17 protein-coding genes are annotated in these 12,667 nt (G+C 56.9%); 16 read left to right on the top strand and 1 reads right to left on the bottom strand.

All coding sequences use genetic code 11. The features are described 5' to 3' along the window. Positions 1-3: 3 nt before the first annotated feature. The 16 genes from rpsN to bfr all read left to right on the top strand — a co-directional run bounded on the left by rpsN (position 4) and on the right by bfr (position 9,718). Entirely contained in the window at positions 4-309 is a 306-nt protein-coding gene (gene rpsN / locus JN756_RS28910; protein WP_003176414.1) for a 30S ribosomal protein S14, read from the top strand. A 207-nt stretch (positions 310-516) separates the two neighbouring features. After that, positions 517-909 (top strand): 30S ribosomal protein S8, encoded by a 393-nt coding sequence (gene rpsH, locus JN756_RS28905; protein WP_017848802.1) that lies wholly within the window; start codon positions 517-519, stop codon positions 907-909. Positions 910-921: 12 nt separating this feature from the next. Continuing rightward, positions 922-1,455: a 50S ribosomal protein L6 gene (gene rplF, locus JN756_RS28900; protein WP_003176412.1), complete on the top strand. Its 534-nt coding sequence runs from the start codon at positions 922-924 to the stop codon at positions 1,453-1,455. A gap of 10 nt (positions 1,456-1,465) precedes the next feature. Next, positions 1,466-1,816 carry a 50S ribosomal protein L18 gene (gene rplR / locus JN756_RS28895; RefSeq protein WP_003186037.1) on the top strand — a complete coding sequence of 117 codons (351 nt, stop codon included), beginning with the start codon at positions 1,466-1,468 and terminating at the stop codon, positions 1,814-1,816. Positions 1,817-1,819: 3 nt separating this feature from the next. Next, positions 1,820-2,320, top strand: a complete 501-nt coding sequence (rpsE, locus tag JN756_RS28890; RefSeq protein WP_003186035.1) for a 30S ribosomal protein S5 — start codon at positions 1,820-1,822, stop codon at positions 2,318-2,320. A 2-nt stretch (positions 2,321-2,322) separates the two neighbouring features. After that, the gene (gene rpmD, locus JN756_RS28885) at positions 2,323-2,499 is read left to right on the top strand and encodes a 50S ribosomal protein L30 (RefSeq protein ID WP_003176408.1); all 177 of its coding nucleotides are present in this window, start codon (positions 2,323-2,325) and stop codon (positions 2,497-2,499) included. Between the two features lie 3 nt (positions 2,500-2,502). Continuing rightward, on the top strand, positions 2,503-2,940 hold the full coding sequence (gene rplO, locus JN756_RS28880) for a 50S ribosomal protein L15 (protein WP_003176407.1): 438 nt from the start codon (positions 2,503-2,505) through the stop codon (positions 2,938-2,940). After that, positions 2,941-4,269: a preprotein translocase subunit SecY gene (gene secY / locus JN756_RS28875; RefSeq protein ID WP_003176406.1), complete on the top strand. Its 1,329-nt coding sequence runs from the start codon at positions 2,941-2,943 to the stop codon at positions 4,267-4,269. A 27-nt stretch (positions 4,270-4,296) separates the two neighbouring features. Then, the gene (gene rpmJ, locus JN756_RS28870; protein ID WP_002555468.1) at positions 4,297-4,413 is read left to right on the top strand and encodes a 50S ribosomal protein L36; all 117 of its coding nucleotides are present in this window, start codon (positions 4,297-4,299) and stop codon (positions 4,411-4,413) included. Between the two features lie 129 nt (positions 4,414-4,542). Then, positions 4,543-4,899, top strand: a complete 357-nt coding sequence (rpsM, locus tag JN756_RS28865) for a 30S ribosomal protein S13 (protein ID WP_017848803.1) — start codon at positions 4,543-4,545, stop codon at positions 4,897-4,899. Between the two features lie 30 nt (positions 4,900-4,929). Then, on the top strand, positions 4,930-5,319 hold the full coding sequence (rpsK, locus tag JN756_RS28860; protein WP_002555466.1) for a 30S ribosomal protein S11: 390 nt from the start codon (positions 4,930-4,932) through the stop codon (positions 5,317-5,319). Between the two features lie 18 nt (positions 5,320-5,337). Then, the gene (gene rpsD, locus JN756_RS28855; protein WP_003176404.1) at positions 5,338-5,958 is read left to right on the top strand and encodes a 30S ribosomal protein S4; all 621 of its coding nucleotides are present in this window, start codon (positions 5,338-5,340) and stop codon (positions 5,956-5,958) included. A gap of 22 nt (positions 5,959-5,980) precedes the next feature. Next, positions 5,981-6,982 carry a DNA-directed RNA polymerase subunit alpha gene (locus JN756_RS28850; protein ID WP_003176403.1) on the top strand — a complete coding sequence of 334 codons (1,002 nt, stop codon included), beginning with the start codon at positions 5,981-5,983 and terminating at the stop codon, positions 6,980-6,982. A 41-nt stretch (positions 6,983-7,023) separates the two neighbouring features. After that, entirely contained in the window at positions 7,024-7,410 is a 387-nt protein-coding gene (gene rplQ / locus JN756_RS28845) for a 50S ribosomal protein L17 (RefSeq protein WP_003176402.1), read from the top strand. A gap of 239 nt (positions 7,411-7,649) precedes the next feature. Then, positions 7,650-9,098 carry a catalase gene (locus tag JN756_RS28840; protein ID WP_017848804.1) on the top strand — a complete coding sequence of 483 codons (1,449 nt, stop codon included), beginning with the start codon at positions 7,650-7,652 and terminating at the stop codon, positions 9,096-9,098. Between the two features lie 155 nt (positions 9,099-9,253). After that, positions 9,254-9,718, top strand: a complete 465-nt coding sequence (gene bfr / locus JN756_RS28835) for a bacterioferritin (RefSeq protein WP_017848805.1) — start codon at positions 9,254-9,256, stop codon at positions 9,716-9,718. Positions 9,719-9,784: 66 nt separating this feature from the next. Here bfr and uvrA read toward each other — a convergent pair whose 3' ends face one another. Next, positions 9,785-12,619 carry an excinuclease ABC subunit UvrA gene (gene uvrA, locus JN756_RS28830; RefSeq protein WP_017849544.1) on the bottom strand — a complete coding sequence of 945 codons (2,835 nt, stop codon included), beginning with the start codon at positions 12,617-12,619 and terminating at the stop codon, positions 9,785-9,787. Positions 12,620-12,667: the final 48 nt, after the last annotated feature.

Here is a 12,667-nt window from a genome sequence, read left to right as displayed (position 1 = left end):
ACCATGGCCAAGATGAGCATGAAAAACCGCGAGCTGAAACGTCAGCTCACGGTTGCCAAGTACGCCAAGAAGCGTGCAGCACTGAAAGCAATCATCGTTGATCTGAACGCAAGTCCAGAAGCACGTTGGGAAGCCACAGTAGCTCTGCAGAAGCAGCCACGTGACGCAAGCGCCTCGCGCATGCGTAACCGCTGCCGCCTGACCGGTCGTCCACACGGCGTTTACCGCAAGTTCGGCCTCGGCCGTAACAAACTGCGTGAAGCGGCAATGCGTGGTGACGTACCAGGTCTGGTTAAAGCCAGCTGGTAAGTACTTTCAAAGTCCGGACGGTCTGAATCGCAAGATACTGACCGCCGGTACCTTGAATCTGGAACAAGCCCCTTTTGGGGCTTGTTTCATTTCCGGAGTGTGTCTAGAATACCCGGCTCGCCTGAGCCCGTGTTTTCTATGCCCGGAGATACTCAGCGACATATGTAGCCGCAAGGCTAATTTTTTTGTATTAGGAGCGTCTAGCCCATGAGTATGCAGGACCCGTTAGCGGACATGCTAACTCGTATCCGTAATGCCCAGATGGCTGAAAAGTCCGTCGTAAGCATGCCATCTTCCACGTTGAAGGTAGCTGTTGCCAAAGTCCTGAAAGACGAAGGCTACATTGCGGGTTATCAGATCAGCAGCGAAATCAAACCACTGCTGTCCATCGAGCTGAAGTACTTCGAAGGCCGTCCGGTCATCGAGGAAGTGAAGCGCGTTAGCCGTCCAGGCCTGCGTCAGTACAAGTCCGTTGAAGATCTGCCGAAAGTTCGTGGCGGTCTTGGCGTGTCTATCGTCTCCACCAACAAAGGTGTGATGACGGATCGTGCTGCGCGCGCTGCCGGTGTCGGCGGCGAAGTTCTTTGCACTGTGTTCTAAGGGGGGATAAGCATGTCTCGCGTCGCTAAGAACCCCGTTAAGCTGCCAGCCGGTGTCGAAGTAAAATTCGCAGGCCAACAGCTTTCGGTGAAGGGTGCCAAGGGTACTCTTGAACTGAACATCCATTCGTCCGTTGAGATCGTTGAAGAAGCTGGTGAGCTGCGTTTCGCTGCTCGCAATGGCGATCAACAAACTCGCGCAATGGCCGGTACCACGCGTGCGTTGGTAAACAACATGGTCCAAGGCGTAAGCCAAGGCTTCGAGCGTAAGCTCCAGCTGGTCGGTGTTGGTTACAAAGCGCAAGCAAAAGGCACGGTTTTGAACCTGGCCCTTGGCTTCTCGCACCCAGTGGATTACGAACTGCCGGAAGGCATCACCGCTGAGACCCCTAGCCAAACCGATATCCTGATCAAGGGCATCGATAAGCAGCTGGTAGGTCAGGTGGCCGCTGAGATCCGCGACTTCCGTCCACCAGAGCCGTACAAAGGCAAAGGTGTGCGCTACGCGGACGAAGTCGTCCGTCGTAAAGAAGCCAAGAAGAAGTAGGGCATAGCAAATGACCGACAAAAAAGTTACTCGACTGCGTCGCGCTCGCAAAGCACGCCTGAAAATGCACGAACTCGAAGTCGTGCGTCTCTGCGTGTTCCGCTCGTCGCAGCACATCTACGCCCAGGTCATCTCGGCCGACGGCAACAAAGTCCTGGCAAGCGCCTCGACTTTGGATAAAGAACTGCGTGATGGTGCCACCGGCAACATCGACGCGGCCACTAAGGTTGGCCAGCTGGTCGCTACGCGTGCTAAAGCCGCTGGCGTCTCGCAGGTGGCTTTCGACCGCTCTGGCTTCAAGTATCACGGTCGCGTCAAGGCGCTGGCTGATGCTGCTCGTGAAGCTGGGCTGGAGTTCTAAGTTATGTCAAATAACGACCAAAAGCGCGACGAAGGCTACATTGAGAAGCTGGTTCAAGTTAACCGCGTAGCCAAAACCGTTAAAGGCGGCCGTATCTTCACTTTCACCGCGTTGACCGTGGTGGGTGATGGTAAAGGGCGCGTTGGCTTCGGCCGTGGCAAGTCACGTGAAGTGCCTGCTGCGATCCAGAAGGCAATGGAAGCTGCTCGTCGCAACATGATCCAAGTTGATCTGAACGGCACCACTCTGCAGTACGCAATGAAGTCCGCCCATGGCGCTTCGAAGGTGTACATGCAGCCTGCTTCTGAAGGTACCGGTATCATCGCTGGCGGCGCTATGCGTGCTGTCCTCGAAGTTGCTGGCGTTCAGAACGTTCTGGCCAAGTGCTACGGCTCGACTAACCCAGTAAACGTGGTTCACGCCACTTTCAAGGGTTTGAAAGCAATGCAGTCTCCTGAATCCATTGCCGCCAAGCGTGGCAAAAGCGTCAAGGAGATCTTCTGATCATGGCTACCGTTAAAGTAACGCTGATCAAAAGCATGACCGGCCGCATCCCTAACCACAAATTGTGCGTTAAGGGTTTGGGTCTGCGTCGCATCGGTCACACTGTAGAAGTCCAGGATACTCCCGAGAATCGCGGGATGATCAACAAGGCTTACTACATGCTGCGTGTCGAGGGTTAATCGATGAAACTCAATGATCTGAGTCCAGCGCCGGGTTCCCGTCGCGAAAAGCATCGTCCGGGCCGTGGTATCGGTAGCGGTTTGGGTAAGACTGGTGGCCGTGGCCACAAAGGTCAAACCTCCCGCTCCGGTGGCACCATTGCTCCAGGCTTTGAAGGCGGTCAACAGCCGCTGCATCGTCGCCTGCCTAAGTTCGGTTTCGTATCCCTGAAGGCCATGGACCGCGCAGAAGTGCGTCTGTCCGAGCTGGCTAAAGTGGAAGGCGACATCGTTACTGTGCAGACCCTGAAAGATGCCAACGTGATCAACGTCAACGTACAGCGTGTGAAAATCATGCTGTCCGGTGAAGTGACTCGCGCTGTCACTATCGGCAAGGGAATCGGCGCCACCAAAGGTGCGCGTTCGGCTATCGAAGCAGCTGGCGGCAAGTTCGAGGAATAAATGGCTAAGCAAGGTGCTCTCTCAGCGCTCGGCAAAGGCGGTATGTCTGAACTTTGGGCTCGTCTGCGTTTTCTGTTCCTGGCGATTATCGTCTACCGAATAGGCGCACACATCCCGGTTCCAGGTATCAACCCGGACCGACTCGCAGACCTGTTTCGACAGAATGAGGGGACCATTCTTAGCTTGTTCAACATGTTTTCCGGCGGCGCGCTGGAACGGATGAGCATCTTTGCACTGGGGATCATGCCGTACATTTCGGCATCGATCATCATGCAACTGATGACCGCCGTCAGCCCGCAGCTGGAGCAGTTGAAGAAGGAAGGTGAAGCTGGCCGTCGCAAGATTAGCCAGTACACCCGCTACGGCACTGTCATCCTCGCCCTGGTTCAAGCTATCGGCATGTCCGTTGGCCTGGCGGGGCAGGGTGTTGCGTTCACTGGTGACTTTGGCTTCCATTTCGTCGCGGTATCCACGTTTGTGGCTGGTGCGATGTTCATGATGTGGCTGGGTGAGCAGATTACTGAGCGTGGTGTTGGTAACGGTATCTCGATGTTGATTTTCGCAGGTATCGTCGCCGGTCTTCCGAGAGCGATCGGGCAGTCTTTCGAGTCTGCACGTCAGGGTGATATCAACATTTTCGCCCTGGTTGCCATCGGTTTGCTGGCAGTAGCGATTATCGGTTTTGTGGTGTTCATTGAGCGTGGCCAGCGTCGTATTGCTGTTCACTACGCCAAGCGTCAGCAGGGCCGCAAGGTCTTTGCCGCGCAGACCAGCCACTTGCCGCTGAAAGTGAATATGGCCGGTGTTATTCCGGCGATTTTCGCGAGCAGCATCTTGCTGTTTCCGGCTTCGTTGGGTACCTGGTTTGGTCAGTCTGAAAACATGGGCTGGCTGCAGGACCTCTCTCAGTCGATCGCTCCTGGTCAGCCGTTGAATATTCTGCTGTTTAGTGCAGGGATTATTTTCTTCTGCTTCTTCTATACGGCGTTGATGTTCAATCCGAAAGACGTAGCGGAAAACCTGAAGAAGTCCGGTGCCTTTATTCCGGGCATCCGTCCAGGTGAGCAGTCTGCACGCTACATTGATGGCGTTCTGACTCGTTTGACCCTGTTCGGTGCTCTATATATGACGGCCGTGTGCTTGTTGCCCCAGTTCCTGGTGGTTGCAGCAAACGTTCCGTTCTACCTTGGCGGGACCTCGTTGCTGATCGTGGTCGTGGTTGTGATGGACTTCATGTCCCAAGTACAATCGCACCTCGTTTCGCACCAGTACGAATCCCTGATGAAGAAAGCCAACCTGAAGGGTTACGGCAGCGGCATGTTGCGCTGAGTACCCATAAGGTTCGAGGAGTTGGTGATGAAAGTTCGTGCATCGGTGAAAAAGCTGTGCCGTAACTGCAAGATTATTCGCCGCGAAGGTGTTGTTCGAGTAATTTGCAGCGCGGAACCGCGTCACAAACAGCGCCAAGGCTGAGTGTGATCCGCTTGAAGCCCGGCAGCTAGTGCGCTGCCGGGTTGATTATTTGTTATTACAGCGATATTATCTCGCGCCCTATTTCTTGGCTTCCGGGGCGTAGGTAGCTGTCAATTGGAGTCCCACTGAATGGCCCGTATTGCAGGCGTTAACATTCCAGATAACAAGCACACTGTTATCTCGCTGACCTACATCTATGGTGTTGGTCGCACTACTGCGCAGAAAATTTGCGCGGTCGCTGGGGTAAACCCAGCCGCTAAGATCAAGGATCTGAGCGACGAGCAGGTTGAATTGCTGCGTGGCGAAGTGGCGAAGTTCACCACTGAAGGTGACCTGCGTCGCGAAATCAACATGAAAATCAAGCGTTTGATGGACCTCGGTTGCTATCGCGGTCTGCGTCATCGTCGTGGTCTTCCAGTACGCGGTCAGCGTACCAAGACTAACGCGCGTACCCGTAAAGGTCCGCGTAAGCCGATCCGCAAGTAATCGCCCCCGCGAATCGACAGGAAAATTATCATGGCAAAACCTGCTGCTCGTCCTCGTAAAAAAGTTAAAAAGACAGTGGTTGATGGCATCGCCCACATCCATGCTTCTTTTAACAACACCATCGTGACCATCACCGACCGTCAAGGTAACGCGCTTTCTTGGGCTACCTCCGGTGGTTCGGGTTTCCGCGGTTCCCGCAAGTCCACCCCGTTCGCTGCTCAAGTAGCTGCTGAACGTGCTGGTCAAGCTGCGCTGGAATACGGCCTGAAAAACCTCGACGTTAACGTCAAAGGTCCAGGTCCAGGTCGTGAGTCCGCTGTCCGTGCTTTGAACGGCTGTGGCTATAAGATCGCCAGCATCACCGACGTGACGCCAATCCCGCACAACGGGTGCCGTCCGCCGAAGAAGCGCCGCGTGTAATCCAGGAGATTGTAAAGAATGGCTCGTTACATTGGTCCAAAATGCAAACTCGCTCGTCGCGAAGGCACCGATCTCTTCCTGAAGAGCGGCGTGCGCGCGATCGAATCGAAGTGCAACATTGAAGCAGCACCTGGTATCCACGGCCAACGCCGCGGTCGCCAGTCCGATTACGGCACCCAACTGCGTGAAAAGCAGAAGGTCCGTCGTATCTACGGCGTTCTCGAGCGTCAGTTCAGCGGCTACTACAAAGAAGCTGCTGGCAAGAAAGGTGCAACCGGTGAAAACCTGCTGCAACTGCTCGAATGCCGTCTGGACAACGTTGTATACCGTATGGGCTTTGGTTCTACTCGTGCCGAATCCCGTCAGTTGGTATCGCACAAGTCGATCAGCGTTAACGGCCAGACCGTAAACGTTCCGTCCTACCAGGTTCGTGCTGGTGACGTGGTCGCTGTTCGCGAGAAAGCAAAAAACCAACTTCGCATTGTCCAAGCTCTCGATCTGTGTGCCCAACGTGGCCGCGTAGAATGGGTAGAAGTAGACACTGAGAAGAAGTCGGGCGTTTTCAAGAACGTTCCAGCTCGCAGTGATCTGTCCGCCGACATCAACGAAAGCCTGATTGTCGAGCTCTACTCCAAGTAAGGGCTAGAAAATAGGTGCATCCATGCAGATTTCGGTAAATGAGTTCCTGACACCCCGCCACATTGATGTGCAGGTTGTCAGTCCAACCCGCGCCAAAATCACACTCGAGCCTCTCGAGCGTGGTTTTGGCCACACCCTGGGCAACGCGCTGCGCCGCATCCTGTTGTCCTCAATGCCCGGCTGTGCAGTAGTCGAGGCCGAGATTGACGGTGTGCTCCACGAGTACAGCGCCATCGAAGGTGTACAGGAAGACGTAATTGAAATCCTGTTGAACCTTAAAGGTCTGGCTATCAAGCTGCACGGCCGTGACGAAGTTACGCTGACCTTGTCGAAGAAGGGTTCGGGGGTGGTTACCGCTGCCGATATTCAGCTGGATCATGATGTCGAGATCGTTAACCCCGATCACGTAATCGCTAACCTGGCGTCTAACGGCGCCCTGAACATGAAGCTCACTGTAGCTCGTGGTCGTGGTTATGAACCGGCCGACTCGCGTCAGAGCGATGAAGACGAAAGCCGCAGCATTGGTCGCTTGCAGCTTGACTCTTCGTTCAGCCCGGTTCGCCGCATCGCATACGTGGTGGAAAACGCCCGTGTCGAGCAGCGTACTAACCTGGACAAGCTGGTTATTGATCTGGAAACCAACGGTACTCTGGACCCTGAAGAGGCAATCCGTCGCGCTGCAACCATTCTGCAACAGCAGTTGGCTGCGTTCGTCGACCTCAAAGGCGACAGCGAACCAGTGGTAATCGAGCAGGAAGACGAGATCGATCCGATCCTGCTTCGCCCGGTTGACGATCTGGAACTGACTGTACGTTCGGCTAACTGCCTTAAGGCGGAAAACATTTACTACATCGGCGACCTGATTCAGCGTACCGAAGTAGAACTGTTGAAGACTCCGAACCTGGGCAAGAAATCCTTGACTGAAATCAAGGACGTTCTGGCCTCCCGCGGTCTGTCCCTCGGCATGCGCCTCGACAACTGGCCGCCTGCAAGTCTTAAGAAGGACGACAAGGCGACTGCCTGATCGTCGTAATCACCGAACGTGAGTTTGGTAAGGAATGAACCATGCGTCATCGTAAAAGTGGACGTCACCTGAGCCGTACCAGCTCGCACCGTAAGGCCATGTTCCAAAACATGGCGGTGTCGCTGTTCGAGCACGAGCTGATCAAAACTACACTGCCGAAAGCTAAAGAACTGCGTCGCGTTGCTGAGCCGCTGATCACTTTGGCTAAGACAGACAGCCTGGCTAACCGCCGTCTGGCCTTCGACCGTACTCGTTCGAAAGCTATCGTTGGTAAGCTCTTCAACGACCTGGGCAAGCGTTACGCTACCCGTGAGGGTGGCTACCTGCGCATCCTCAAGTGCGGTTTCCGCGCTGGCGACAACGCGCCTATGGCGTATGTCGAGTTGGTTGATCGTGCTACTGCCGGCGAAGCTGTAAGCGCCGAGTAAGACGACAGTCTGTAACGAAGAACCGGGCCTAGCGCCCGGTTTTTTGTGCGCGTAAGAAAAGCGCCATGGATACAAGCGTGCATCGATCTGGCCGCGGCATTATGGGCGTCGGGTGTATTGGTAGTAATTTTCTATTGATGTCCACAATTTAATGAATTTGTAGACGTCATGTTGATGATCAATACTCACTGCAAGCCGATTAGCCGGCAGTTCCAAGTCCGACCTGAGGAAGATTGAACATGAGCCAGAACAAAATTCTTACCACCGCCAGCGGCGCTCCCGTGGCGGATAACCAGAACTCCCGTTCCGCCGGCCCGCGTGGCCCGTTGTTGCTCGATGATTTTCACCTGATCGAGAAGCTCGCTCACTTCAACCGCGAAAACATCCCTGAGCGTCGCGTACACGCCAAAGGTTCGGGTGCTTACGGCACGTTCACCGTCACCCGGGACATTACTCAGTACACCAGCGCCAAGCTGTTCGAGGCCGTTGGTAAACAAACGCCGACCTTTCTGCGTTTCTCCACGGTCGGTGGCGAACGTGGTTCGGCGGATACCGAGCGCGACCCTCGTGGCTTTGCCTTGAAGTTCTACACCGAAGAAGGCAACTGGGACATCGTCGGTAACAACACCCCGGTGTTCTTCATCCGCGACCCACTCAAGTTCCCTGATTTCATCCACACTCAAAAACGCCTGCCGCAAAGCAATCTGAAAAGCGCGCAGATGATGTGGGATTTCTGGTCGCACTCCCCGGAGGCGCTGCACCAGGTCACCATCCTGTTTTCCGATCGTGGTATCCCTGACGGTTACCGCCACATGCACGGCTTCGGTAGCCACACCTACAGCTTGATCAACGCCAAGGGCGAGCGGCACTGGGTGAAGTGGCACTACAAGACCAAGCAAGGCATCAAGAACCTGGCACCGGCCGAGGCGGCACGTTTGGCCGGTACCGACCCTGATTACGCACAGCGCGATCTGTTTGGTGCGATCGAGCGCGGGGATTTCCCGAAATGGCGCGTCTGCATTCAGATCATGACCGAGGCCCAGGCCAACGCACATTACGAGAACCCCTTTGACGTGACCAAAACCTGGTCGCAGAAGGAGTTCCCGCTGATCGAAGTCGGTGAACTGGAGCTCAACCGTAATCCGCAGAACTACTTCGCCGAAGTGGAACAAGCGGCGTTCGGCCCGAGCAACATGGTCCCGGGTGTTGGCCTGTCGCCGGACCGCATGCTGCAAGGTCGCGTCTTCGCTTACGCAGATGCCCACCGCTACCGTATCGGCACCAACCACCAGCAATTGCCGGTGAATGCCCCACGTAGCCCGGTCAACAGCTACCAGCGTGATGGCTCGATGGCCTTCGGCAGCAACGGCGGTGGGGCGCCCAACTATGAGCCAAACAGCTACGCCGACGCGCCGAAACAAGCGCCACAGTACGCCGAGCCCGCATTGGCCCTGAGCGGTGCCGCGGATCGTTACGATCACCGCGAAGACACCGACTATTACAGCCACGCCGGTGCGCTGTTCCGCCTGATGAACGATGAGCAGAAAGCCTTGCTCACCGGCAACATCGCCGGCGCCATGGCGGGGGTTTCCAGTGATGTGGTCCAGCGTCAGTTGCAGCACTTCTTCAAAGCCGATCCGGCTTATGGAGAAGCAATCGCAAAGGCGCTGGGTGTATCGATTAACTGACTCTAAACGATAAGTAGAACCGCCCTCATTTGGGCGGTTTTTGCGTTAATTCAGCCGCTTTTCTCAGGAAATCTTCACTTTTCTGCCGTTGGCTCCGTGACCTATGGGTCAGCATGGTTCAAACTAAAGACTTTCAAGCAGGGAGATGTAGGGCGATGCAAGGTCACCCCGACGTAATCGATTACCTCAACACGTTGCTGACGGGCGAACTCGCGGCTCGTGACCAATATTTCATCCATTCGCGTATGTACGAAGACTGGGGCTTTACCGAGCTCTACGAGCGTATCAACCACGAGATGGAAGAAGAGACCCAGCACGCCGACGCACTGATGCGCCGTATCCTGATGCTCGAAGGCACGCCACGCATGCGTCCCGACGACTTGGACGTAGGCACAACGGTGCCTGAGATGCTCGCCGCTGACCTGCGCCTCGAGAACAAGGTCCGTGCCGCGCTGTGCAAGGGCATCGAGCTGTGCGAGCAGCACAACGACTATGTCACCCGTGAAATTCTGCGCGTGCAGTTGGCCGACACCGAAGAAGATCACACCTACTGGCTGGAAAAGCAGCTGGGCCTGATCAAGCTGGTCGGCCTGGAGAATTACCTGCAATCGCAGTTCTGATTCCCGGCTGTAAAAAAGCCCCTGTCACCGTTGAAGTGACAGGGGCTTTTTATTGGGCCGGATAAATCAGGCCCGGTCGCGCGCGAGCAACGGTTTCAAGTAGTAACCCGTGTGCGATTGCGGCATCTCGGAGACCTGCTCCGGTGTACCTACCGCGATGATCTGACCGCCCTTGGAACCGCCTTCCGGCCCGAGGTCGACCAGCCAGTCGGCGGTCTTGATCACATCCAGGTTGTGCTCGATCACCACCACGGTGTTGCCGTGGTCACGCAGGCGGTGCAACACATCCAGCAATTGCTGAATGTCCGCGAAGTGCAGGCCCGTGGTCGGCTCATCGAGGATATACAGGGTTTTACCGGTATCGCGCTTGGACAGCTCACGGGACAGCTTGACCCGTTGCGCTTCACCACCGGACAGCGTGGTCGCCGATTGCCCCAGCTTGATGTACGACAAGCCCACATCCATCAGCGTCTGCAGCTTGCGCGCCAACGCCGGAACCGCGTCGAAGAACACCCGCGCTTCCTCGATGGTCATCTCCAGGGTTTCGTGGATGTTCTTGCCCTTGTATTTGATCTCAAGGGTTTCGCGGTTGTAGCGCTTGCTCTTGCACACATCGCACGGCACGTAGATGTCCGGCAGGAAGTGCATCTCCACCTTGATCAAGCCATCGCCCTGGCACGCTTCGCAGCGCCCGCCCTTGACGTTGAACGAGAACCGGCCCGGCCCGTAGCCCCGCGAGCGGGATTCCGGCACGCCGGCGAACAACTCGCGAATGGGCGTGAACAGCCCGGTATAGGTCGCCGGGTTGGAGCGGGGGGTACGGCCAATCGGGCTCTGGTCGATATCGACCACTTTGTCGAGGAGCTCCAGGCCCTTGATGCTGTCATGTGCAGCCGCTTCCAGCGTGGTCGCGCCGTTCAGGGCGGTGGCGCTCAACGGGAACAGCGTGTTGTTGATCAGCGTCGACTTGCCCGAGCCGGAAACACCCGTCACGCAGGTCAACAGACCCAGCGGAATTTCCAAGTCGACATTGCGCAGGTTGTTGCCGCGCGCGCCCTTGAGGTGCAACGCCATCTTCTTGTTGCGTGGCGTGCGCTTGGACGGCACTTCAATCCTCACGCGCCCGGACAGGTACTTGCCGGTCAGCGAGTCTGGATGAGCCATCACTTCGGCAGGCGTGCCTTGGGCGACGATATGCCCACCATGCACGCCAGCGCCCGGGCCGATATCGACCACATAATCGGCCAGGCGAATCGCGTCTTCGTCGTGCTCGACCACGATCACCGTGTTGCCGATGTCCCGCAGGTGTTTCAGCGTGCCCAGGAGGCGATCGTTATCGCGCTGGTGCAAGCCAATCGACGGCTCATCGAGGATATACAACACGCCCACCAGGCCGGCGCCGATCTGGCTGGCCAGGCGGATGCGCTGGGCTTCACCGCCCGACAAGGTATCGGCGCTGCGGTCCAGCGACAGGTAATCCAGGCCGACGTTGACCAGGAACTGCAGGCGCTCGCGAATCTCCTTGAGGATCTTGTCGGCAATCTCCCCACGGCGTCCGGTCAGCTTGAGTACGCCGAAATATTCACAGGCGTCGCCAATCGGCAGGTTGGTCACCGCCGGCAGGGTCTTCTCGCCAACCCATACGTGCCGCGCCTCACGGCGCAGGCGGGTGCCTCGGCAATCCGGGCAGGGCTGGGTGCTGAGGAACTTGGCCAGTTCTTCCCGCACGCTCGCCGACTCGGTCTCGCGGTAGCGGCGTTCGAGGTTGGGCACGATGCCTTCGAACGGATGCGAGCGCTTGACGATATCGCCACGGTCGTTGAGGTATTTGAAGTCGACGTTCTGCGAACCGCTGCCGTTGAGAATGACCTTCTGCTGATCCGCCGGCAGTTGGTTGAACGGTACTTCCAGGCTGAACTTATAGTGCGAGGCCAATGAGCCGAGCATCTGGAAGTAATAGACGTTACGCCTGTCCCAGCCGCGTATCGCACCTTCCGCCAGCGTCAGCTCGCCATTGACCAGGCGCTTGATGTCGAAAAACTGCTTCACGCCCAGGCCATCGCAGGTCGGGCAGGCGCCGGCCGGGTTGTTGAAGGAAAACAGCTTGGGTTCCAGCTCGCTGATGGCGTGGCCACAGATCGGGCAGGCAAAGCGTGCGGAGAAGATGATCTCTTCGCCCGGTTCGTCGTCCATCGGCGCGACCAGGGCGATACCGTCCGCCAGCTTCAGGGCTGTCTCGAAGGATTCCGCCAGGCGCTGCTGCAAGTCGGCGCGTACTTTGAAGCGGTCGACCACGACATCGATCGAGTGCTTCTTCTGCTTGTCGAGCTTCGGCGCTTCGTCCAGCTCGTACAGCTTGCCGTTAATCCGCGCACGCACGAAACCTTGCGCGCGCAGTTCTTCAAACACTGAAAGGTGTTCACCCTTGCGCTCGCGAATCACCGGCGCCAGCAGCATCAGCTTGGCGCCTTCCGGCTGGGCCAGCACCAGGTCGACCATCTGGCTGACGGTCTGGGCTTCCAGCGGGATGTCGTGGTCCGGGCAACGCGGGATACCGACGCGCGCATACAGCAGGCGCAGGTAGTCGTAGATCTCGGTGATGGTGCCCACGGTGGAGCGCGGGTTGTGGGAAGTCGACTTCTGCTCGATGGAAATTGCCGGCGACAGGCCTTCGATGGTGTCGACGTCGGGCTTTTCCATCATCGACAGAAACTGGCGGGCATAGGCCGACAGCGACTCGACATAGCGCCGCTGGCCTTCGGCGTACAGCGTGTCGAACGCCAGCGACGATTTGCCGGACCCGGACAAACCGGTGATGACGATCAGTTTGTCCCGGGGCAGGGTCAGGTCGATGTTCTTCAGGTTGTGGGTTCTAGCCCCACGAATCAGGATCTTGTCCAAGATGGCCTCGCACGGCGGGCGTAAATAATGCCGGAGTATACGGCTAAA

This window comes from Pseudomonas sp. Y39-6 (assembly GCF_023651955.1).
GTDB classification, from domain to species: Bacteria; Pseudomonadota; Gammaproteobacteria; order Pseudomonadales; family Pseudomonadaceae; genus Aquipseudomonas; species Aquipseudomonas veronii.
This window is presented reverse-complemented; position numbering and strand designations above follow the sequence as displayed.